The sequence below is a fragment of the Vibrio sp. 1F279 genome (assembly GCF_041439815.1).
Taxonomy (GTDB): domain Bacteria; phylum Pseudomonadota; class Gammaproteobacteria; order Enterobacterales; family Vibrionaceae; genus Vibrio; species Vibrio tasmaniensis_A.
Window position 1 is genome coordinate 59,557 of record NZ_JBGOOU010000007.1, and the last position, 22,849, is coordinate 82,405.

22 protein-coding genes are annotated in these 22,849 nt (G+C 46.1%); 16 read left to right on the forward strand and 6 right to left on the reverse strand.

Going from position 1 to position 22,849, the window contains the following annotated elements:
• Positions 1 to 136: 136 nt before the first annotated feature.
• From gspC to ACED60_RS07480, 12 genes are all read left to right on the forward strand, one after another.
• Positions 137 to 1,060, forward strand: coding sequence for a type II secretion system protein GspC (gene gspC / locus ACED60_RS07425; RefSeq protein ID WP_371727234.1), 924 nt, complete (start codon positions 137 to 139; stop codon positions 1,058 to 1,060).
• Between the two features lie 41 nt (positions 1,061 to 1,101).
• A complete protein-coding gene (gspD, locus tag ACED60_RS07430) occupies positions 1,102 to 3,126 on the forward strand; it encodes a type II secretion system secretin GspD (RefSeq protein ID WP_009848026.1) in 2,025 nt (674 codons plus the stop codon).
• A complete protein-coding gene (gspE, locus tag ACED60_RS07435) occupies positions 3,126 to 4,628 on the forward strand; it encodes a type II secretion system ATPase GspE (RefSeq protein WP_009848025.1) in 1,503 nt (500 codons plus the stop codon). Before gspD ends, gspE begins: the two co-directional genes overlap by 1 nt.
• A gap of 1 nt (position 4,629) precedes the next feature.
• Positions 4,630 to 5,850, forward strand: a complete 1,221-nt coding sequence (gspF, locus tag ACED60_RS07440) for a type II secretion system inner membrane protein GspF (RefSeq protein ID WP_371727235.1) — start codon at positions 4,630 to 4,632, stop codon at positions 5,848 to 5,850.
• 88 nt (positions 5,851 to 5,938) lie between these two features.
• Positions 5,939 to 6,382, forward strand: a complete 444-nt coding sequence (gene gspG / locus ACED60_RS07445; protein WP_009848023.1) for a type II secretion system major pseudopilin GspG — start codon at positions 5,939 to 5,941, stop codon at positions 6,380 to 6,382.
• 78 nt (positions 6,383 to 6,460) lie between these two features.
• The gene (gene gspH / locus ACED60_RS07450) at positions 6,461 to 7,054 is read left to right on the forward strand and encodes a type II secretion system minor pseudopilin GspH (RefSeq protein ID WP_017099561.1); all 594 of its coding nucleotides are present in this window, start codon (positions 6,461 to 6,463) and stop codon (positions 7,052 to 7,054) included.
• The gene (gene gspI, locus ACED60_RS07455; RefSeq protein WP_017099560.1) at positions 7,041 to 7,436 is read left to right on the forward strand and encodes a type II secretion system minor pseudopilin GspI; all 396 of its coding nucleotides are present in this window, start codon (positions 7,041 to 7,043) and stop codon (positions 7,434 to 7,436) included. The genes gspH and gspI overlap by 14 nt, the downstream gene beginning before the upstream one ends.
• Positions 7,423 to 8,190 (forward strand): type II secretion system minor pseudopilin GspJ, encoded by a 768-nt coding sequence (gene gspJ, locus ACED60_RS07460; RefSeq protein WP_371727236.1) that lies wholly within the window; start codon positions 7,423 to 7,425, stop codon positions 8,188 to 8,190. The genes gspI and gspJ overlap by 14 nt, the downstream gene beginning before the upstream one ends.
• Positions 8,174 to 9,223 (forward strand): type II secretion system minor pseudopilin GspK, encoded by a 1,050-nt coding sequence (gene gspK / locus ACED60_RS07465; protein WP_017099558.1) that lies wholly within the window; start codon positions 8,174 to 8,176, stop codon positions 9,221 to 9,223. Before gspJ ends, gspK begins: the two co-directional genes overlap by 17 nt.
• Positions 9,192 to 10,439, forward strand: coding sequence for a type II secretion system protein GspL (gene gspL, locus ACED60_RS07470; protein WP_102249014.1), 1,248 nt, complete (start codon positions 9,192 to 9,194; stop codon positions 10,437 to 10,439). The genes gspK and gspL overlap by 32 nt, the downstream gene beginning before the upstream one ends.
• Positions 10,440 to 10,458: 19 nt before the next feature.
• Entirely contained in the window at positions 10,459 to 10,941 is a 483-nt protein-coding gene (locus tag ACED60_RS07475; RefSeq protein WP_371727237.1) for a type II secretion system protein M, read from the forward strand.
• 7 nt (positions 10,942 to 10,948) lie between these two features.
• Positions 10,949 to 11,728 carry a type II secretion system protein N gene (locus tag ACED60_RS07480; protein WP_371727238.1) on the forward strand — a complete coding sequence of 260 codons (780 nt, stop codon included), beginning with the start codon at positions 10,949 to 10,951 and terminating at the stop codon, positions 11,726 to 11,728.
• Positions 11,729 to 11,849: 121 nt separating this feature from the next.
• On the opposite strand, the gene cysQ is transcribed toward ACED60_RS07480, so the two are convergent.
• The 4 genes from cysQ to ACED60_RS07500 all read right to left on the reverse strand — a co-directional run bounded on the left by cysQ (position 11,850) and on the right by ACED60_RS07500 (position 14,987).
• A complete protein-coding gene (gene cysQ, locus ACED60_RS07485) occupies positions 11,850 to 12,677 on the reverse strand; it encodes a 3'(2'),5'-bisphosphate nucleotidase CysQ (RefSeq protein ID WP_017099555.1) in 828 nt (275 codons plus the stop codon).
• Positions 12,678 to 12,713: 36 nt separating this feature from the next.
• Positions 12,714 to 13,265: an ADP compounds hydrolase NudE gene (gene nudE / locus ACED60_RS07490; RefSeq protein WP_009848014.1), complete on the reverse strand. Its 552-nt coding sequence runs from the start codon at positions 13,263 to 13,265 to the stop codon at positions 12,714 to 12,716.
• A 314-nt stretch (positions 13,266 to 13,579) separates the two neighbouring features.
• Positions 13,580 to 14,164 (reverse strand): Fe-S biogenesis protein NfuA, encoded by a 585-nt coding sequence (gene nfuA, locus ACED60_RS07495; protein ID WP_004735612.1) that lies wholly within the window; start codon positions 14,162 to 14,164, stop codon positions 13,580 to 13,582.
• Between the two features lie 109 nt (positions 14,165 to 14,273).
• The gene (locus ACED60_RS07500; RefSeq protein ID WP_012603014.1) at positions 14,274 to 14,987 is read right to left on the reverse strand and encodes a ComF family protein; all 714 of its coding nucleotides are present in this window, start codon (positions 14,985 to 14,987) and stop codon (positions 14,274 to 14,276) included.
• A 93-nt stretch (positions 14,988 to 15,080) separates the two neighbouring features.
• Here ACED60_RS07500 and bioH point away from each other — a divergent pair, with 93 nt between their 5' ends.
• Both bioH and ACED60_RS07510 read left to right on the forward strand, forming a co-directional pair.
• On the forward strand, positions 15,081 to 15,857 hold the full coding sequence (gene bioH / locus ACED60_RS07505; RefSeq protein ID WP_012603015.1) for a pimeloyl-ACP methyl ester esterase BioH: 777 nt from the start codon (positions 15,081 to 15,083) through the stop codon (positions 15,855 to 15,857).
• A 352-nt stretch (positions 15,858 to 16,209) separates the two neighbouring features.
• On the forward strand, positions 16,210 to 16,683 hold the full coding sequence (locus ACED60_RS07510) for a hypothetical protein (protein WP_009848010.1): 474 nt from the start codon (positions 16,210 to 16,212) through the stop codon (positions 16,681 to 16,683).
• A gap of 126 nt (positions 16,684 to 16,809) precedes the next feature.
• On the opposite strand, the gene ACED60_RS07515 is transcribed toward ACED60_RS07510, so the two are convergent.
• Positions 16,810 to 19,140 carry a Tex family protein gene (locus ACED60_RS07515; RefSeq protein ID WP_371727239.1) on the reverse strand — a complete coding sequence of 777 codons (2,331 nt, stop codon included), beginning with the start codon at positions 19,138 to 19,140 and terminating at the stop codon, positions 16,810 to 16,812.
• Between the two features lie 680 nt (positions 19,141 to 19,820).
• The gene (greB, locus tag ACED60_RS07520) at positions 19,821 to 20,303 is read right to left on the reverse strand and encodes a transcription elongation factor GreB (RefSeq protein WP_371727240.1); all 483 of its coding nucleotides are present in this window, start codon (positions 20,301 to 20,303) and stop codon (positions 19,821 to 19,823) included.
• A gap of 178 nt (positions 20,304 to 20,481) precedes the next feature.
• On the opposite strand from greB, the gene ompR reads away from it, so the two are divergent.
• Both ompR and envZ read left to right on the forward strand, forming a co-directional pair.
• Positions 20,482 to 21,201, forward strand: a complete 720-nt coding sequence (gene ompR, locus ACED60_RS07525) for a two-component system response regulator OmpR (protein ID WP_009848007.1) — start codon at positions 20,482 to 20,484, stop codon at positions 21,199 to 21,201.
• 308 nt (positions 21,202 to 21,509) lie between these two features.
• A complete protein-coding gene (gene envZ / locus ACED60_RS07530) occupies positions 21,510 to 22,805 on the forward strand; it encodes a two-component system sensor histidine kinase EnvZ (protein WP_012603020.1) in 1,296 nt (431 codons plus the stop codon).
• Positions 22,806 to 22,849: the final 44 nt, after the last annotated feature.

The window sequence follows — 22,849 nt, forward strand, 5'->3', positions numbered from 1 at the left end:
TAATGCCGCTTTATAGATTTGCTATGATATAGTTCAGGATCTTATGCTTAAATAAGCTTGGTATCGAACGAATGAATAAAAAAGCTGAAAGTTTAATGATTTGCAGCATTTGTCGTCATGAAAAGGGGCAAGGAAAGTGAACTTTTTAGAGCTCAAGAATCGCGCAGGAAATTCTCCTGTGTTGAGCCGCTTATTAGAAAATGGATTTGTACTTCAGCAGAAACTAAGCCTAGCGATGTGTTGTATGTTGATTGCAGCTTCCGCATGGATTTTAGGACAGCTTGCATGGTTTATTGAACCTGCTGAGCAAACCGTCGTGCCTTGGAAAGCAACAGCTTCATCGTCTTCTACTCCTCAATCGACCCTTGATATCTCTTCTTTGCAGCGGAGCAACCTTTTTGGTGCCTATAACCCAAGCACGCCAGTTGTGGTTGAACAGCAAGTTATCCAAGATGCGCCAAAGACACGATTAAATCTAGTTTTAGTCGGTGCTGTTGCCAGTTCTAATCCAAAACGGAGCTTAGCGGTGATCGCTAATCGCGGTACGCAGGCGACCTACGGAATTAATGAAGAGATAGAAGGCACTAGAGCTAAGCTTAAAGCCGTATTAGTCGACCGTGTCATTATTGATAACTCAGGTCGAGACGAAACCTTGATGCTTGAAGGTATTGAGTACAAGCGTTTAGCTGTCTCAGCCCCTGCGCCACCTCGCGCTTCTTCTTCGGTTCGTGGTAATAACCCTGTTTCAGCAGAGCAAAAGCTAGATGAAATTAAAGCGAAGATAATGAAAGATCCGCAACAAATCTTCCAATATGTTCGACTGTCCCAGGTCAAGCGCGACGATAAAGTGATTGGTTATCGAGTGAGTCCAGGCAAAGATTCAGAACTTTTTAACTCAGTAGGGCTCCAAAACGGAGATATCGCGACTCAGTTAAATGGGCAAGACCTGACAGACCCCGCTGCTATGGGCAACATATTCCGTTCTATCTCAGAGCTGACAGAGCTAAATCTCGTCGTCGAGAGAGATGGTCAACAACATGAAGTGTTTATTGAATTTTAAAACTTTGCGTCTAACGAAGGACGAAAGTGTAGGAGAAGTACGTGAAGCATTGGTTTAAGAAAAGTGCATGGTTATTGGCAGGAAGCTTAATCTGCACACCCGCCGCCATCGCGAGTGATTTTAGTGCCAGCTTTAAAGGCACTGATATTCAAGAGTTTATTAATATTGTTGGTCGTAATCTAGAGAAGACGATCATCGTCGACCCTTCGGTGCGCGGAAAAATCGATGTACGCAGCTACGACGTACTCAATGAAGAGCAATATTACAGCTTCTTCTTAAACGTATTAGAAGTGTACGGCTATGCAGTCGTTGAAATGGACTCGGGTGTTCTTAAGATCATCAAAGCGAAAGATTCTAAAACCTCGGCAATCCCAGTTGTTGGCGACCGTGATTCGATCACAGGCGACAGCGTTGTGACACGTGTTGTGACGGTTCGTAATGTCTCGGTTCGTGAGCTATCTCCTCTGCTTCGTCAACTGAATGACAACGCGGGCGCGGGCAACGTGGTGCACTACGATCCTGCAAATATCATCTTGATTACCGGCCGTGCGGCGGTTGTAAACCGTTTAGCAGAGATCATCAAGCGTGTAGACCAAGCGGGTGATAAAGAGATTGAGGTCGTTGAACTAAAGAATGCTTCCGCCGCGGAGATGGTGCGTATAGTCGATGCACTAAGTAAAACCACAGATGCTAAAAACACCCCTGCCTTCCTGCAGCCTAAATTAGTTGCCGATGAGCGTACCAATGCAATTCTTATCTCAGGCGACCCTAAAGTACGCAGTCGTTTAAGAAAGTTGATTGAACAGCTTGATGTTGAAATGGCGACTAAGGGTAACAACCAAGTTATCTACCTTAAATACGCAAAAGCGGAAGACTTAGTCGATGTGCTGAAAGGCGTGTCTGACAACCTGCAATCAGAGAAACAAACATCAACCAAAGGCAGTTCATCGCAGCGCAACCAAGTGATGATTTCGGCTCACAGCGATACTAACTCGTTGGTGATTACCGCACAGCCAGACATCATGAACGCGCTGCAAGACGTGATCGCTCAACTCGATATCCGTCGTGCTCAAGTTTTGATTGAAGCCTTAATTGTTGAAATGGCAGAAGGTGACGGCGTTAACCTGGGTGTGCAGTGGGGCAACCTAGAAACGGGTGCCATGATTCAGTACAGCAATACCGGTGCATCGATTGGCGGTGTGATGGTGGGTCTAGAAGAAGCAAAAGACTCGACAACAACTAAAGCGGTTTACGATAAGGATAATAATTTCCTACGTAATGAAACCACGACAGAAAAGGGTGACTATTCAACGTTAGCATCTGCTCTTTCTGGCGTTAATGGTGCTGCAATGAGTGTGGTTATGGGCGACTGGACAGCGTTGATCAGTGCGGTAGCAACCGATTCAAACTCAAACATTCTGTCTTCTCCAAGTATTACGGTAATGGATAACGGCGAGGCTTCATTCATTGTGGGTGAAGAGGTGCCCGTTCTAACCGGTTCTACAGCAGGTTCAAGCAACGATAATCCATTCCAAACGGTTGAACGTAAAGAAGTGGGTATTAAGCTAAAAGTCGTGCCGCAAATCAATGAAGGTGACTCGGTTCAACTGCAAATAGAACAAGAAGTATCGAACGTATTAGGGGCAAACGGAGCAGTAGATGTTCGTTTTGCTAAGCGTCAGCTAAATACGTCAGTGATTGTTCAAGATGGTCAAATGCTGGTGTTGGGTGGCCTGATTGATGAGCGCGCATTGGAGAGTGAGTCTAAGGTCCCATTCTTGGGTGATATTCCTGTCCTTGGACACCTGTTCAAATCAACCAGTACTCAGGTTGAGAAAAAGAACCTAATGGTATTCATCAAGCCAACCATTATTCGTGATGGCATGACTGCAGATGGTATCACGCAGCGCAAATACAACTTTATTCGTGCTGAGCAACTGTACAAGGCAGAGCAAGGCTTGAAACTGATGGATAACGATAATATTCCAGTACTTCCTAAGTTTGGCGATAGCATGAATCATCCTGCTGAAATCCAAGCCTTCATCGATCAAATGGAAGCAGAATAATGGCTGAATTGGTAGGGGCGGCACGTACTTATCAGCGCTTGCCGTTTAGCTTTGCGAATCGCTACAAGATGGTGTTGGAATATCAGCACCCGGAGCGCGCGCCGGTGCTTTATTATGTTGAACCTCTGAAATCGGCGGCGATCATTGAAGTGAGCCGTGTTGTGAAAAATGGCTTCACGCCACAAGCGATCAGCGCAGACGAATTTGATAAAAAACTGACGGACGCGTATCAGCGTGACTCGTCGGAAGCTCGACAGTTAATGGAAGATATTGGTGCCGACAATGACGACTTTTTCTCGTTAGCGGAAGAGTTGCCACAAGACGAAGACTTGCTTGAATCAGAAGACGACGCACCGATCATCAAGTTAATTAATGCGATGTTGGGTGAGGCGATTAAAGAAGGCGCTTCGGATATTCATATCGAAACCTTCGAAAAGTCACTGTCGATCCGTTTCCGTATTGATGGTGTGCTGCGCGATGTATTAGCACCAAGCCGTAAGTTGGCTCCGCTGTTGGTTTCGCGTGTCAAGGTTATGGCTAAGCTGGATATTGCGGAAAAACGCGTGCCACAAGACGGTCGTATTTCTCTACGTATCGGTGGCCGAGCGGTTGATGTGCGTGTATCTACCATGCCTTCTTCACACGGTGAACGTGTGGTAATGCGTCTGTTGGATAAAAACGCCACTCGTCTAGATCTACACAGTTTGGGTATGACGGCAGAGAACCACGAGAACTTCCGTAAACTTATTCAGCGCCCACACGGTATTATCTTGGTTACCGGTCCTACGGGTTCGGGTAAATCAACGACCTTGTACGCTGGCCTGCAAGAACTCAACAGTAACGAACGCAACATCCTTACCGTTGAAGATCCAATCGAATTTGATATTGATGGTATTGGTCAAACACAGGTAAACCCTAAGGTTGATATGACCTTTGCGCGCGGCTTACGTGCGATTCTTCGTCAAGACCCGGATGTGGTAATGATTGGTGAGATCCGTGATTTAGAGACTGCTGAGATCGCTGTTCAAGCCTCTTTGACGGGTCACTTAGTCATGTCGACTCTTCACACCAATACGGCAATCGGTGCGATCACGCGTCTGCGTGATATGGGCATTGAACCTTTCTTGATCTCTTCTTCTCTGCTGGGTGTTTTGGCTCAGCGCTTGGTTCGTACTCTGTGTAACGACTGTAAAGAACCTTACGAAGCAGATAAAGAACAGAAAAAGCTGTTTGGTATGAAGAAGAAAGAGAGCCTCACACTTTACCATGCAAAAGGTTGTGAAGAGTGTGGCCATAAAGGTTATCGAGGTCGTACCGGTATTCATGAGCTACTGATGATTGACGATTCGGTACAAGAGCTGATTCACAGTGAAGCTGGTGAACAGGCAATTGAGAAAGCGATTCGTGGCACAACCCCAAGTATTCGAGATGATGGCTTGAGCAAAGTTCTGAAAGGGGTAACGTCCTTAGAAGAAGTGATGCGAGTGACTAAGGAAGTCTAGTATGGCGGCATTTGAATACAAAGCGCTGGATGCCAAAGGTAAGAGCAAAAAGGGTTCGATTGAAGCGGATAATGCTCGCCAGGCTCGCCAACGTTTAAAAGAACAAGGTTTAATGCCGGTTGAGATGACCGAAGCTAAGGCGAAAAATGCGAAAGGTACTCAGCCTTCGACCAGCTTTAAGCGTGGTATCAGTACGCCAGATCTTGCGTTGATTACTCGTCAAATATCCACGCTCGTTCAATCAGGTATGCCGCTAGAAGAGTGCTTGAAAGCGGTAGCTGAGCAGTCTGAAAAGCCACGTATTCGAACTATGTTACTGGCAGTCCGATCTAAAGTGACAGAAGGTTATTCGCTAGCGGATAGCTTGTCTGATTATCCACACATCTTCGATGAACTGTTTAGGGCCATGGTTGCGGCGGGTGAGAAGTCTGGTCACTTAGATGCGGTATTGGATCGACTGGCCGATTACGCAGAAAATCGTCAGAAGATGCGCTCTAAGCTGCTACAAGCGATGATCTACCCTGTGGTTCTGGTGGTGTTTGCGGTGACGATTGTTTCGTTCCTGTTGGCAACCGTGGTACCTAAGATCGTCGAGCCTATTATCCAAATGGGCCAAGAGCTTCCTCAGTCGACACAATTTTTATTGGCATCGAGTGAATTTATCCAGAATTGGGGCATCCAATTACTGTTGTTGATCATTGGTGTGATTGTGTTGATTAAGACCGCGCTAAAAAAGCCGGGTGTTCGCATGAACTGGGATCGCAAACTATTGAGTATTCCGCTGATCGGCAAGATTGCGAAAGGGATCAATACCTCTCGTTTTGCACGAACACTCTCAATTTGTACCTCGAGTGCGATTCCAATCCTTGAAGGGATGAAGGTCGCGGTTGATGTGATGTCGAATCAACATGTGAAACAACAAGTATTACAGGCTTCAGACAGTGTTAGAGAAGGCGCAAGCCTACGTAAAGCGTTGGATCAAACCAAACTCTTTCCACCGATGATGCTGCATATGATTGCCAGTGGTGAGCAGAGTGGTCAGTTGGAACAGATGCTGACAAGAGCGGCAGACAACCAAGACCAAAGCTTTGAGTCGACGGTCAATATCGCGTTAGGCATTTTCACCCCAGCGCTTATCGCGTTGATGGCCGGTTTGGTGCTGTTTATCGTGATGGCGACACTGATGCCGATGCTTGAAATGAACAATTTAATGAGTGGATAACGTACTGCTCATCAGACGTTAGTTTTTGGATTATCGAGAAGAAGGGCATTATTACCTTCAACTCGCTATCTGTAATTTGGAGAAAATAATGAAAAATAAAATGAAAAAACAGTCAGGCTTTACTCTATTGGAAGTGATGGTTGTTGTGGTTATTCTTGGTGTTTTAGCCAGCTTTGTTGTTCCTAACCTTTTGGGTAACAAAGAGAAGGCGGATCAACAGAAAGCCATCACGGATATCGTGGCGCTAGAGAACGCGCTAGATATGTACAAACTGGATAACAGTGTTTACCCAACAACGGATCAAGGCCTTGATGGATTGGTTTCTAAGCCAAGCAGTCCAGAGCCTCGTAACTACCGTGACGGTGGCTACATTAAGCGTCTGCCTAACGACCCATGGGGCAATGAGTATCAATACCTAAGCCCAGGTGATAACGGTACTATCGATATCTTTACGCTTGGTGCTGACGGCCAAGAAGGCGGTGAAGGTATCGCTGCGGATATCGGTAACTGGAACATGCAGGATTTCCAATAAGCTTCGGCTTATTGTTTGATAAGTTATTGAGCTTGATACGTTATTGATGGTAGGACGTAAACAGATGGAGTCTACAAGGTGAAAACTCAGCAAACACAGCCAGGTTTCACCTTGATTGAGATTCTTTTGGTGTTGGTATTACTGTCAGTAACGGCGGTCGCGGTGATCGCGACTATTCCGACCAATAGCAAAGATGTCGCCAAAAAATACGCTCAAAGTTTTTATCAACGAGTTCAATTACTCAATGAAGAGGCTATTTTGAGTGGCTTGGATTTTGGCGTTCGTGTCGATGAAAAGAAATCGACTTACGTTCTGATGGCTCTGAAGTCAGAAGGTTGGCAAGAAGTCGAATTTGAAAAAATCCCCTCTTCAACTGAATTACCGGAAGAACTCGCGTTGTCACTGACTTTAGGTGGTGGCGCATGGGAAGACGATGATCGTTTGTTCAATCCCGGAAGCTTGTTTGATGAAGATATGTTTGCGGATCTTGAAGAGGAAAAAAAGCCCAAGCCACCTCAGATATACATCTTGTCGAGTGCTGAAATGACGCCATTTGTATTATCGTTTTATCCAAATACCGGAGACACCATACAAGATGGTTGGCGTATTCGGGTGTTGGATAATGGTGTGATTCGACTGCTAGAGCCGGGAGAAGAAGATGAAGAGGAATAACCGTTCTCCTTATCGTTCTCGTGGTATGCCTTTTGGTTCTCGAGGAATGACTCTGCTTGAAGTATTAGTTGCGCTCGCTATCTTCGCTACGGCGGCGATCAGTGTGATTCGTGCTGTCACCCAACACATTAATACCCTCAGTTATTTAGAAGAAAAAACCTTCGCGGCGATGGTTGTTGATAACCAGATGGCCTTAGTCATGCTGCATCCTGAGAAGCTTAAAAAAGCGCAGGGCACGCAAGAGTTAGCGGGAAGAGAGTGGTTCTGGAAGGTGACTCCCATCGATACCAGCGATAATTTATTAAAGGCGTTTGATGTGAGTGCAGCAACCAGTAAGAAAGCGTCTCCAGTGGTCACGGTGCGCAGTTATGTGGTCAATTAAAAGCGTGTCGTTAGCTAAGAGCAAGTCGCCAAGCGAGAGCATGTCCGCCAATAAGCGAGAGCCTCGTAAACAAGGTCTATCTTCAAAAGGGAGAGGCTTTACTTTAATCGAAGTTTTGGTCTCGATTGCCATCTTTTCCACGTTAAGCATGGCGGCTTATCAGGTGGTAAATCAGGTCCAACGAAGCAATGAACTCTCTATTGAGCGCAGTGCTCGTTTAAATCAACTGCAACGCAGTTTAGTCATTTTAGATAATGATTTTCGCCAGATGGCGGTACGACAATTTCGTACCAATGGTGAAGAAGCATCATCTAAGCTGATCCTAATGAAAGAGTATTTACTGGATTCCGACAGTGTTGGCATTATGTTTACTCGCCTTGGTTGGCACAACCCACAGCAGCAGTTCCCTCGCGGAGAAGTCACCAAAGTAGGCTACCGCATAAAAGAGGAAACGCTTGAGCGTGTATGGTGGCGTTACCCCGATACACCTGCCGGCCAACAAGGTGTGATTACTCCTCTGCTTGATGATGTTGAGAACCTGGAGTTCGAGTTTTATGACGGAAGCCGCTGGGGCAAAGAGTGGCAAACCGATAAATCACTGCCTAAAGCGGTGAGACTTAAGCTGACACTGAAAGATTACGGTGAGATAGAACGTGTTTATCTCACACCAAGTGGCGCCTTAGATCAGGTCGATGATTCTGCAAATAGTGACTCTTCAGGCAGTAATGAGGGGAATAATGATTCATCAAACTAATAAGCCTGCACTGACAAGGTCTGCTGTGGGTCGTAAACAGCGTGGTGTCGCGCTGATCATTATTCTGATGCTTTTGGCGATCATGGCAACAATAGCTGGCAGTATGTCGGAGCGTCTGTTTACGCAATTCAAGCGCGTTGGCAATCAACTGAATTACCAACAGGCTTACTGGTATAGCATTGGTGTAGAAGCGCTTGTCCAAGACGGTATTAGGCAAAGTTATAAAGATAGTGATACGGTGAACTTAAGCCAGCCATGGGCGTTAGAAGAGCAGGTATACCCATTGGATTATGGCCAAGTTAAAGGGCGTATCGTTGATGCGCAGGCTTGTTTCAATCTTAATGCGCTCGCTGGGATTACGACGACATCAAGTAACCAAACCCCTTATTTAGTGAAGGTTTGGCAAACCTTGCTGGAAAACCAAGATGTGGAGCCTTATCAGGCTGAGGTTATCGCAAATTCAAGTTGGGAATTTCTGGACTCTGATACTCGAGCCACCTCTTCTACGGGTGTAGAAGACAGCACTTATGAGGCGATGAAGCCAGCTTATTTGGCGGCGAATGGCTTAATAGCAGATGAATCGGAGCTGCGAGCCGTTTATCAGGTCTCTGGTGAGGCAATGGAAAAGGTACATCCATTTATTTGCGCTTTGCCCACTGATGATTTCCGATTAAACGTGAATACCATCTCGGAAAAGCAGGCATCTTTACTGGAAGCAATGTTTGCACCCGGTCTAAGTGAATCGGACGCCAAACAGCTGATAGACAAGCGCCCATTTGATGGCTGGGATTCGGTGGATGCGTTTATGGCTGAGCCTGCTATTGTTGGTGTGAGTGCTGAAGTCAGCAAACAAGCGAAAGCATATTTAACTGTAGATAGCGCCTATTTTGAGCTAGATGCAGAGGTATTAGTTGAGCAGTCTCGTGTACGTATACGAACGCTTTTCTATAGTAGTAATAGAGAAACAGTGACGGTAGTACGCCGTCGTTTTGGAGGAATCCGTGAGCGAGTTTCTGACCGTTCGACTGAGTAGCGAACCACAAAGCCCAGTGCAGTGGTTGGTTTGGTCGACAAGCCAACAAGAAGTGATAGCAAGTGGTGAGCTGTCTAGCTGGGATCAGCTTGATGAGTTAACGCCTTACGCTGAAAAGCGTAGCTGTATCGCTTTATTGCCGGGAAATGAGTGCTTAATTAAGCGTGTTGAAATTCCGAAAGGTGCTGCTCGCCAGTTCGACTCTATGCTGCCATTTTTGTTAGAAGATGAAGTGGCACAAGATATCGAAGACTTACATCTAACCATTTTAGATAAAGATGCAACGCACGCTACTGTGTGTGGTGTAGATCGCGAATGGTTAAAACAAGCTTTAGACCAGTTTCGCAAAGCCAATATTATTTTCCGTAAGGTGCTACCAGATACACTAGCCGTGCCTGTTGAAGATCAAGGCATCAGTGCATTGCAAATCGACCAGCATTGGCTATTACGTCAAGGTCACTCTCAACGTCAAGGTAACTATCAAGCCGTATCAATCAGCGAAGCATGGTTAGCGATGTTTTTGCAAAGTGATTGGGTTGTGGCTGACGACGAAGACCAACCTACGACTATCTTCAGCTATACCGCAATGCCGAGCGACGATGTACAGCAGCAAAGCGGTATGGAATGGCAAGCAAAGCCTGCGGAATTGGTGATGTCCTTATTGAGCCAACAAGCGATCACCAGTGGCGTAAATTTACTGACGGGCACCTTTAAAACCAAATCTTCTTTCAGTAAATATTGGCGTGTATGGCAGAAGGTGGCGATCGCTGCTTGCTTGTTGGTGGCCGTGATTGTGACTCAACAAGTGTTGAAGGTGCAGCAATACGAAGCACAAGCACAAGCCTATCGCATGGAGAGTGAGCGTATCTTTAGAGCCGTTCTGCCAGGCAAACAACGAATTCCTACAGTAAGCTACCTTAAGCGTCAGATGAATGATGAAGCTAAGAAATACGGTGGCTCAGGCGATGGTGACTCCTTACTTGGTTGGTTAGCATTGCTGCCAGAAACGTTAGGACAAGTGAAATCGATCGAAGTCGAAAGCATTCGCTATGATGGCAATCGCTCTGAAGTTCGATTACAAGCTAAAAGCGCTGATTTTCAACATTTTGAGACGGCTAAAGTGAAACTTGAAGAGAAGTTTTCCGTTGAACAAGGGCCATTGAACCGTAATGGCGATGCCGTATTTGGCAGTTTTACCCTTAAGCCCCGTCAGTAACTGCGCAAGGAGATCAGTGATGAGAAATATAATTGAGCCACTCCAAGCGTGGTGGACTTCAATAAGTCAAAGAGAGCAACGATTAGTCGTTGGTTGCTCAATTTTATTGGTAGTAGGTATCATTTATTGGGGGATAATACAGCCCCTCAGTCAGCGAGCTGAACTGGCACAGAGTCGCATTCAAAGTGAAAAGCAACTACTGGCTTGGGTTACCAATAAAGCCAATGAGGTGGTTGAACTAAGAGGCAATGGTGGCATTAGTGCTAGTCAGCCTCTGAATCAATCCGTGCCCGCATCTATGCGTCGCTTCAAGATTGAATTGATACGAGTGCAACCACGTGGCGAGATGCTGCAAGTGTGGATTAAACCTTTGCCATTTAATCAATTTGTTGATTGGCTGACATACCTGAAAGAAAAGCAGGGTGTTGAGGTTGAGTTTATGGATATTGATCGCTCTGATAGCCTTGGGGTTATTGACGTCAACCGACTACAGTTTAAATGAGGTTAATGTGAAACGCGGTTTATCTTTTAAGTATGGTTTGTTATTTAGCAGCATCTTTATCGTTTTTTTCTCGGTAAGTTTGTTGCTGCACTTGCCGGCTTCTTTTGTTCTCAAACATGCGCCCGTTGTACGTGGTTTAAGCATTGAAGGTGTTGAGGGTACGGTTTGGCAAGGTCGCGCTAACAATATTGCGTGGCAGCGTGTCAATTACGGCTCAGTGCAGTGGGACTTCCAGTTCTCTAAACTATTCCAAGCCAAAGTAGAACTTGCGGTTCGCTTTGGACGTAACAGCGATATGAACTTATCTGGTAAAGGGCTTGTCGGGTATAGCATGAGCGGTGCTTACGCGGAAAAATTAGTGGCATCAATGCCAGCTAGTAACGTGATGAAGTATGCGCCAGCGATACCTGTGCCAGTGTCTATTGCAGGACAAGTTGAACTGACTATCAAACATGCGGTTCATGCTCAACCTTGGTGCCAATCGGGTGAAGGTACGCTTGCTTGGTCTGGCGCTGCGGTTGATTCTCCGGTTGGCTCGTTAGATTTTGGCCCTGTGATTGCTGACATCAGTTGTGAAAACAGCACTGTTTCAGCGAAAGGTAATCAGAAGAGTGCTCAAGTTGATAGTGAGTTTTCTGCGAGCGTAACGCCAAATCAAAGCTACACCTCGGCCGCATGGTTTAAGCCGGGCGCTGAATTCCCACCTGCGATGCAGAGTCAGCTTAAGTGGTTGGGCAACCCTGACAGCCAAGGTAAGTACCAATTTACTTATCAAGGCCGTTTTTAGCTAAATAGCTAAGGGTTACTAAACGACGAAATATAAATAAAACGGGCACCTCAGTGAGGTGCCCGTTTTATTTGTTCTGAGAATCTAGAGGATATCTGACGGTTAAAGAGAGCAAGTAAGCCTAGTCTTTACCTTGTAAGATTTCTGCCCACGGTAAGTCAGCATCACCAAGCACAATGAAGTTCGGGTTCTCAAGCGTCTCTCTTTCATTGTACGAAAGCGGCTCTAACTGGGTACTTAAGATTCGTCCGCCAGCTTCTTCAACAATGCACTGGGTTGCTGCGGTATCCCACTCTCCGGTTGGTCCAATACGTAGATAACAGTCCACAGCACCTTCTGCGACTAAACATGCCTTAAGCGCAGCAGAGCCAAGAGGAACTAAGTCGTAGTTCCAAGCAGAGCTCATACGATTAGTGATTCGATTGATGTCTTGGCGGCGACTGATTGCCATCGCGATCGATTGGTTTGGCAGCTCGTGACGATGCGTTTTGATTTTAACGCTGTCATTAAGGTCTGGAATTTTCCATGCACCTTTACCACTGTAAGCGTAATAACTCACACCTGAAACGGGTGCGTACACGACGCCCATTACCGGCTTGTTATGCTCAATTAAGGCAATAATTGTCGCGAAATCACCACTTCTTGCAATGAACTCCTGCGTACCATCCAGCGGATCAACCAACCAGTAACGATCCCATTGAGAGCGTTGCTCTAGGCTGATGTCGGCGTCTTCTTCGGATAATACGGGAATATCAGGCGTCAATTCACTGAGTTTTTTTAATATCAGCTTATGTGCTGCAAGATCGGCACTGGTTACGGGTGTGTCATCACTCTTGGTGAACTCTTCGTAATCCTTTTTCTCATAGATTTCTAAGATGAGCTGTCCAGCCGATCGTGCGATCTCAATGACTGGAGGGAGGAGGTGAGACAAATCTTTTGTTATTGGCATAAATATTCTCTTACTCTTCGAGCGAGCCTGAATGTTCTAATTATTGTTTAATACACGAAGGGCTAATAGTAGAGCTGTAATACTGCGAGCCTCACAGAAGTCGAGATGCGTTAACAGTTCCTCGGCTTGAGCAAGTGGCCAGCGGACAATGTCGAGTGGCTCTGGCTCATCACCTTCTAGTTTCTCTGGGTAGAGCTCTTCTGCGATAAACAGCGTCATTTTGCTAGAGAAATAAGAGGGTGCAAGGATCACTTCTTTTAGAGGAGTCAGCTTGTTGGCACCAAAGCCAATCTCTTCTTTTAGTTCACGAACGGCGGCTTCATTTGGTTGTTCGCCTGGATCAATTAGACCTTTTGGGAAGCCGAGTTCATAGCGCTCTGTGCCCGCAGCGTATTCACGCACTAACAGAATATCGCCTTGTTCAGTAATCGGAACCATCATGACTGCGTTTCGGCCGCTGGGCTTCATACGTTCGTAAGTGCGCTCTTCACCGTTTGAAAAGCGTAAATCGAGAGACTCGATAGAGAACAGTTTTGATTGAGCGACAGTTTGCTGAGCCAAAATTTCTGGTTTGGTCCTTTTTGTCATTGCGCTCACTCCTTAACTCATTGGAATTCTTTCTTATAAAGTCATTCTAATATAGGGGAAATGACGGTGAGTTCCTAGATCCTAGCTTTCATATCCTAGAATTATTGGAGCAGGAACCGATTGCGATCACTTGAATACCTTACTGCAAATGGTAACGCCTCACTATTGTTAGCATTGAACGAGAAATATACGGTTCAGGAGTGCTTCTGCTGTTTTAAACACAAAAAAAGGTTGATGCTTGCGCATCAACCTTTTGATTGAATCTTTAACTATCTACTGGCTAAGACTATATGAGTGCTTAGTCGTAAAAGAGCTTAGTAGTAAGAGTGCTCACCACGATCGTGTTCAGTTGCATCACGAACAGCTGTCAATTCACCTTCGAATTGTTGAAGAAGTTCTTTCTCGATGCCTTCTTTTAGCGTTACATCAACCATTGAACAACCGTTACAACCACCGCCGAATGCAACGATAGCAGCACCTTCTTCAGTGATCTCTACTAGGCTAACGTGACCGCCGTGGCCAGCAAGCTGTGGGTTCACTTGGGTTTGGATTGCATACTCAACACGCTCTATCAGAGTTGCGTCGTCTGATACTTTACGCATTTTAGCGTTTGGTGCTTTAAGCGTTAGTTGAGATCCCATTTTGTCAGTCACGAAGTCAATCTCAGCTTCGTCTAGGAATGGTAGGCTTAACTCATCTACGTATGCCGAGAAAGCGTCGAAAGAAAGCTTAGTGTCAGACGCTTCGATAGCATCTGTTGGGCAGTAAGAAACACCACACTCAGCGTTTTGTGTGCCTGGGTTTACCACGAACACACGAATGTTTGTACCTTCAGGCTGCTGTGACAGCAGATTGGCAAAGTGAGTTTGAGCTGTTTCTGTAATAGTAATATTTGACACGACGAATACCTGAGTAGATTTGTAGGTTATTAGCGCCATTCTACTCCTGTCAGACTTGTAATTCAGCCCTTTTTTGTTGGATTGCTGTACAAGTAGCGATTCACAGCTTCTATCCAGAGGGCTCAGGAGTGCGGCAGATGCAGTAAATATCAATCCTTTTCACACCTACTTCAAGTAGTAATTGGCATAATTGATACACAGTACTGCCGGTGGTTACAACATCATCAATTATCGCGACGTGAGAGGGGATATTTCCATGAAAGTCTTGTTTTCTAAGCGTAAAAGCACTCTTTAGATTGTGTAATCGCGCGGATTTAGTTAGCCCTTGCTGAGAAGCTGTTGAGCGAATTCGACGGAACAGCACCTCATCTTTAACGCCAAGTTCTTGAGCTGTGTAATTAGCGAGCAGCTGACTTTGATTAAAGCCACGATGAATATATCGACGCCAATGCAGAGGGACACTGGTGATCATCGAAGCAGGATGTTCGATACGTGAAGCTAATAGCTTTGACAGATCGCGTGCAAACCAAAACTTATCGGCGTACTTCATTTGCTGAATGTAACGTGCTGTTGGAAAGGTGTAGTCCCCAACACAATAGAGACGATGCCAAGGTGGAGGCTGTGATAAACATTGCCCGCACTGCTCTACTGTGAGCAGCGTTTTTAAACCACATCGTTGGCAGCGAGGAACTGGATCAAAGAGTTTGAGACAATAATTACACCATCTAGGGTGAGTATCGCTGTGCGACTTATCTAGCTTACACAGGTCGCATTGAGGTGTGACCAGACGTGGTGTGTGTTTTTGTAGCCAATCGGATAACATAGCTCGTGATGCTTTTGGGTTATGGTGTTCCTTTTACTCACAATACTGAAAAGCGCGGATTATCGCTGATGGAAAAAGTAGGGAATATCGAGAATGAGTGACACGTTATATTGGCATGTTTCTGGGCAAGGGCCTGATTTAGTGTTGGTTCACGGCTGGGGAATGAACGGTGCGGTATGGCAACAAACCGTTGATGCGTTAGAAGCTGATTTTCGAGTGCATGTTGTTGACCTTCCTGGGTATGGACACAGCGCGCATTGCCACGCTCAAGATCTTGAAGAGATAGCTCAGCAATTGTTGGCCGAAGCTCCAAAGCGGGCTATTTGGGTCGGTTGGTCACTGGGTGGCTTGGTCGCAACACACATGGCTTTGCATCACTCAGATTACGTAAGTAAATTGGTGACTGTTGCCAGTTCTCCTAAATTCGCCGCTGCAAAAGAACCCGTGTTATGGCGAGGTATTCAGCCAAACGTATTAAGCGCATTTACCGAACAGCTGGTTGAAGATTTCCAAACCACTATCGAACGCTTTATGGCACTGCAAGCCATGGGCAGCCCTTCTGCAAGGCAAGATGTAAAACAACTCAAGCAAGCGGTACTGTCTCGTCCGCTTCCGAATCCTGATTCTTTATTGGCCGGCTTAAAGATGCTGTCTGATGTTGACTTGCGTGAACAACTGCCGGAGATTTCAGTGCCTATGCTGCGTTTATACGGGCGACTGGATGGATTGGTGCCAATCAAGGTAGCAAAAGATCTGGGTAGAGCGCTGCCTCATACCGAGCAATATATATTCACGCAGTCTTCACATGCGCCGTTTATGACAGAAGCCGATGCCTTTTGCAGTGAACTAGTTAGCTTCGCGCAAAAATAATCACTAAATTTATTGCCGGATTGGTCGATATATAACCTAATACCAATCACAGTAGTAAGGGTTCAAAAATAGCGTAGGAAAAAGGCTTGAGAACAAGGCTGCTTTTTTTTGACAAGTAATTTTGATAAGTAGTTATTCTACAGTCAAAAGTTCTAACGCCGTTATCGAGCATTTTAACAAGCTAGGATGAGCAGTTATTTACTACGATTGGTATAACACCAAGGCATTGCATGATACTCAGACCTAACTCTCTCATGAGTTGATTGCGGTAAGTTGGGCTATGCCTGTTGTGCTGACTCAGTACGACAGTGTTATGGCAACAGTGATGGGCGATTCTTGAGGAGAGTTCGCGATGATTGTGTCACCTGCAACTGCAGTAAGTGTGCCACTAATCGCCCCGTCCGTTAATGTGCAAACAGAGCAAGTTGCGCGTGATAATAGAGTCCGAGAACCTGTTGCTCCCGCAGTAGCATTGGCGAGAACCAATGCAGAGCGTAAGGTCAAATCAGACGATAAACGAAGGCAGCAGTCGGCTTGGGATCCTTCAGACCATCCAGGTTATGAAATGGAGAACGAGTCAGAGGCCAATTCGGTTAGCCATGAAAAGCCACAAGATCCTTTTGACAGGCTGTTCAGCTTATTGGCTCTGAGAACATACAGTGCTGATCAAGGAAAGGGCTATACCATGCGTTTCCGCCTGCCAAAGCATGTTTTAGATGCGGCGATTCAGGAGGGACAGATGGAGAAACGACGTAAGGTCATAAAATATCATTATGGTCATGCTGTTGCGCCTCATGCTCCATCAGAGATGCTAGTCGTGTTGTAAGTCGAAAACTTATGACCCAACCAAGCTTCGATGTCTTTTTTGAACACATAATAAAAAAACCTGCATACCCTAAGGGATGCAGGTTTTCTGTTTTAAGCACATCCGTTTTGCAGATGAGCTAACGGGTTACTTTTTCGCTTTAGCGAAGGCAGCTGCGAAAGCACCGCCCATCGCAGCGTTTTGTTGCGGCTCCTCACGACGGCGTTGTCCACCTTGTGAGTTTTGATTTGGTCGGCTTTGCGTACGAGGCGCACTTGAACGTTGCGCTCGGTTGTCTTGGCCTGGTTCATCTTTCATACGCATGCTTAGTGCGATACGTTTACGTTGAACATCCACTTCCATCACCTTCACTTTGACGATTTCTCCCGTTTTCACGACTTCATGAGGATCAGACACAAAACGATCGGTTAGCGCTGATATATGTACTAAACCGTCTTGGTGAACGCCAATGTCAACGAAGGCGCCAAAGTTAGCTACGTTTGAAACCACACCTTCTAAGATCATGCCGGGTTCTAGGTCAGACATGCTATTTACGCCATCGGCGAAGGTTGCTGTCTTGAATTCAGGACGAGGATCTCGACCCGGCTTATCCAGCTCCTTGATGATGTCGGTTACCGTTGGTACACCGAAGTTCTCATTGGTGTAATCAACCGCATGTAAACCACGTAAGAAGTCTGTATTACCCACCAGAGACTTGATGTCTTTCTGGTTTTTCTCGGCGATGGCCTTCACCAATGGGTAAGCTTCTGGGTGAACCGAAGATGCGTCTAGTGGATTCTTACCATCCATGATTCTTAGAAAACCCGCACACTGTTCAAACGCTTTTGGCCCTAAACGAGCGACTTTTTTGAGTGTTGTACGCGCTTCGAAGCGACCGTTTTCATCACGGAAGTCCACGATGTTCTGGGCGATGGTGTTAGAAAGACCAGCAACACGAGTTAACAGTGCGGCAGAGGCCGTATTCACATCAACACCAACCGCGTTTACACAGTCTTCGACAATCGCATCTAGACGCTTAGCGAGCATAGTTTGGCTCACGTCGTGTTGGTATTGGCCCACACCGATCGATTTAGGGTCAATCTTCACTAGCTCTGCCAGTGGATCTTGCAGACGACGAGCAATGGACACCGCACCACGAATCGATACATCCATGTTCGGGAATTCTTTCGCCGCTAACTCAGACGCGGAATAAACCGATGCGCCCGCTTCGCTGACAATAATCTTTTGTGCTGTTAGGTTGCCGCGTTTAATCACATCAGCAACAAAACTGTCTGTTTCGCGTGAAGCGGTACCATTACCAATCGCAATCAAATCAACATTGTATTGGCGAACCATCTGCTCAACCACGTGTGCAGATTTATCGTATTGCTTCTGTGGTGGGTGAGGGTAAATGGTCTCTGTTGCTAGAACCTTACCGGTTGAATCCACCACTGCGATTTTCGAACCGGTACGTAAACCCGGATCCAAGCCCAAAGTTGCTCGAGGGCCAGCAGGCGCCGCCATCAACAAGTCTTTAAGGTTGGTTGCGAACACTTCAATCGCTTCGATTTCACCGCGTTCTTTCATCGCGCCCATCAGCTCAGTTTCCATGTGCATGGAAACCTTGATACGCCATGCCCAGCTAATCACTTGCTTACGCCATGCATCTGCAGGTGCGCTGCTCAGGGTAATACCGTAGTGATCAGAGATGATGTTTTCGCAGTATGAACCACGTACACCTTCTTCTTGCTCAGGGTCAGCATTCATTGCCAGCGTTAGGAAGCCTTCATTTCGGCCTCGCAACATAGCAAGCGCACGGTGTGAAGGTACTTTATTGAGTGTTTCGTTGTGTTCGAAGTAATCTTTGAATTTCTCGCCGGCTTGCTCTTTGCCTGCCACTACACGTGAAACGAGCTCAGAGTTGCGTGTTAGATGTTGGCGAATCTTTTCAAGTAGGTTGGCGTCTTCTGCAATACGCTCCATCACGATTGCACGTGCACCATCCAGTGCCGCTTTGGTATCAGCAATGCCTTTATCGCTGCTGATGAAGTTAGCGGCTTCGGTTTCAGGATCGTGTTGTGGTTCATTCCAAAGTGTATCGGCAAGTGGCTCTAAGCCTGCTTCAATCGCGATTTGACCTTTGGTGCGGCGCTTTGGTTTGTATGGCAGGTATAAATCTTCTAGGCGCGTCTTGCTGTCGGCTTGAGTGATGTCACGCTCTAATTCTGGCGTGAGCTTGCCTTGGTCTTGAATCGACTTAAGAATCGTTTGGCGGCGATCGTCAAGTTCGCGAAGGTATGAAAGGCGACTATCAAGGTTACGCAGTTGGGTATCGTCTAAGCCACCCGTGACTTCTTTACGGTAGCGGGCAATAAAGGGAACGGTGTTACCGTCGTCAATTAGGTTGACTGCGGCGATGACTTGCTCTGAACGAACATTCAGTTCTTCAGCAATCAGTCGACAGATAGCTTGGCTCATCCGATGAATCTCTTATTTAATATCATGACAAATACATGGGGGTGAGCGTACGCTTTTTCTAGCTTTGACTGTGTAATTATCCTGTCAGAAGTCCAATTTCCGTTTCTGATACCCACTTTGTGCGAGATCTCTCACACGTGGTGTGCGACTAAGTCACTTTAAATCGATGAAATCGTCTTAAAATAAATCTAAGTTACTGATTTTATTTGTTTGTGTGTTTGTGTGTTTGTGTGTTTGTGGGCGTATTTCTCGCCTGAAATATTTTTTGGGACTGTCTAGGAAACTCGCCCAAATACCGTAATATTTAACTTGTCGACAGGGAGTTGGCAGGAACAGGAAAAAGCCTAACGGACTAGGTATCTTCAGGATGAAGATTTGATTACTTAGGATGAGTGGTCAGCAAGGATGTGATAATCTCTGGATGAGATTCGCCAGTCAGGATGACAGGCTAGAATGGACACCGCTAGGATGGCGATGAACAAAAAGGAAATTGGTTAAAGGATTTAGCCACTATCAAGGAAAGATGCAGGGAGCACCTTATCTCGAAGAGATAAACAGTAGCCGGATTGCTGCGATAGAGACTTAACCCCGCTAGGCGAAAGCCTTGCGGGGTTTTCTTTTATCTGGCGTTTGGGTTTGCTTGAACACTCAGCTCATCGCTAAGTGTTTATTAGGTTTGATTATTCGTCGCCTGCGTAGCGAATCGAATTAATGAACCACTCTTTGTCGCCTTCCGGTGTGGTTACCGTAAACTCGTCATCTACTTCTTTCTTGAGCAGAGCTCTAGCCATTGGTGAGTCGATAGAGATATAGCCTTTAGCATCGCCGTAGATCTCTTCTGGGCCGACAATTCGAAACTTCTTAATTTCCCCATCATCATTTTCAATTTCGACCCAAGCACCGAAAAATACCTTACCTTCTTGTTGTGGCGAGTAATCCACGATAGTGACATCTGGTAGGAATTTTCGTAGGAAACGCACTCGGCGATCAATCTGACGAAGCAAACGCTTATTGAAGGTGTAATCTGCGTTTTCTGAACGATCTCCAAGGCTTGCAGCCCAAGTGACTATTTTGGTTATTTCTGGACGCTTCTCGTGCCATAAGTGGTCATGTTCTGCTTTGAGCTTGTTATAACCTTCGCGGGTGATAAGTTTGGTTTTCATAAATCTGACTTAATGAAATGATGATCTAAGATAGAATATATAGAAAGGCAACATACGTTAACAATTATTTAGGCGACTTTTCCCTCAATAATGTTACATTTTTAATGTCTTATACCAATATACAATTTACCAAGAATGCTTAACCTTAGGTTTAAGCTTTAATAGGTGGAACCATTACATGCAAGAAAACTACAAAATTTTAGTGGTCGATGACGATGCTCGTTTACGTGCACTGCTAGAACGCTATCTGTCAGAGCAAGGCTTTCAAGTGCGTAGCGTGGCAAACAGTGAGCAGATGGACCGCCTGTTAACCCGTGAAAACTTTCACTTGATGGTATTGGATTTAATGTTGCCGGGCGAAGACGGTCTTTCTATCTGTCGTCGTCTAAGAAACGCAAACAACTCGCTACCAATCCTGATGCTGACCGCAAAAGGTGACGAAGTGGATCGCATCGTGGGTTTGGAAGTGGGTGCTGATGATTACCTGCCAAAACCATTTAACCCACGTGAACTGCTTGCTCGTATCAAAGCGGTAATGCGTCGCCAAGTGATTGAAGCACCGGGCGCGCCAAGCACAGAAGAGTCTGTGGTTGAGTTTGGTGAGTTCCGCCTAAACCTAGGTACACGTGAAATGTTCCGCGGTGAAGAGCCTATGCCTCTTACCTCAGGTGAATTTGCGGTTCTGAAATCACTGGTCACTAACGCTCGTGAGCCAATGTCTCGCGATAAGCTGATGAACATGGCTCGTGGCCGTGAGTATTCAGCGATGGAACGTTCTATCGATGTTCAGATTTCGCGTTTGCGTCGTCTAGTAGAAGAAGATCCAAGTAAACCTCGTTATATCCAAACGGTGTGGGGCTTGGGTTATGTATTCGTTCCAGATGGCAAAGCTGTGTAATCTAGCTTTGCTCGTTCTGTGATTCAGAATTTCTTATTTACGGGTCATCTCATTAATATGCGATGGCCCGTTTTGTATTCAGCACAATGAGAGATACCAATCGTAGTAAATAACTGCTCATCCTAGCTTGTTAAAACGCTCGATAACTTCGTTAGAAATTTTGATTGTAGAATAACTACTTATCAAAAATTGCAGCCTTGTTCTCAAGCCTTTTTCCGGCGCTATTTATGATCATTTACTTACTGTGATTGGTATTACAGCTATAGTTCCCACTATATCCCTTTATCATCCCTCACTTTAGGTCTTCTATGCGCATACGTAGCTCCTTTACTCAGTCGATAGTGCTCTTCTTAACCCTGTTGGTTGCTAGCCAAATCTTTTCTTATTACGCGGTGTTCAATTATGCATTGATGCCGAGTTTGCAGCAGTTTAATAAGATCCTGGCTCACGAACTAAACTTAGTATTGGACCAAGGCAGTGATATCGAGATTGATGCGCCATTGCGTCAGCGTGTACTTGAGCAGCTCGGGGTTACGGTTCATGCCAAGGACAGTGAAGCGTCGGGCGAGTACTACCATGCGGTCGCGATAGACCTGATGAGTGAGGAGATGACCAAAGAGCTCGGCTCTGAGACCGAAGTGCGATTAGTTTTGGGCAAAGAAAGTTACGTGTTGTGGATGGACATTGCGCAGTTGCCTAACTCCTTGATTCGTATTCCCCTGTCTGAGCTGCAAGAAGAAGACTTTGCGCCTCTATTTCGTAACAGTCTGATCATGGCGTTGTTGATTGTTGCTGGTGGGTGGCTGTTTATCCGCTTGCAAAATCGGCCGTTGATAGCCCTAGAGAAAGCCGCGCAAGGTGTTGGGCGAGGTGATATTCCACCGCCCTTACCAGTACAAGGGGCGCAAGAGATTCGCTCGGTAACTCGAGCCTTTAATCAGATGTCGAAAGGCATTCAAGAACTCGAAGAAGATAGAGCCCTACTAATGGCGGGTATCAGCCATGATCTGCGTACACCACTCACGCGTATTCGCTTGGCGACTGAGATGATGTCGCCAGAAGATAGTTATCTAGCGGAAGGGATCATCAGTGATACTGAAGAGTGCAATGAGATCATCAGTCAGTTTATGGATTACTTAAAGCCTGTGGACCGAGACTCATTCCAGGCGGTATTTGTCGATGATATTGCGCGTGAGGTCTCTAGCTCTGAAGGAGGCTATGAGGTTCAGATTGAAACCGATATTCCAGAAACCATGAAACCTGCGTTGGGTAACCCGATCGCGATGAAGCGTGCAGTGAGTAACTTGGTGGTGAACGCGCTGCGCTACGGTAATGGTTGGGTCAAAGTATCGACTGGTATGACGGCTGATAACAAACTGGCTTGGGTAACGGTAGAAGATAACGGTCCGGGTATTCCACAAGACCAGATCGGGAAGTTGTTTGAACCGTTCACTCGTGGTGACACGGCTCGTGGTAGTGAAGGGACAGGTTTAGGTTTAGCGATCGTGAAACGTATTGTCAGCCAACACCAAGGTGCGGTGGTGGTGAATAACCGCAGTGAGGGTGGCTTGAAGGCGCAGATCAGTTTCCCTGTGAAACCTTAGGCTATACGCACGAAAAAGGCTTCCTTGTAGAAGCCTTTTTACGT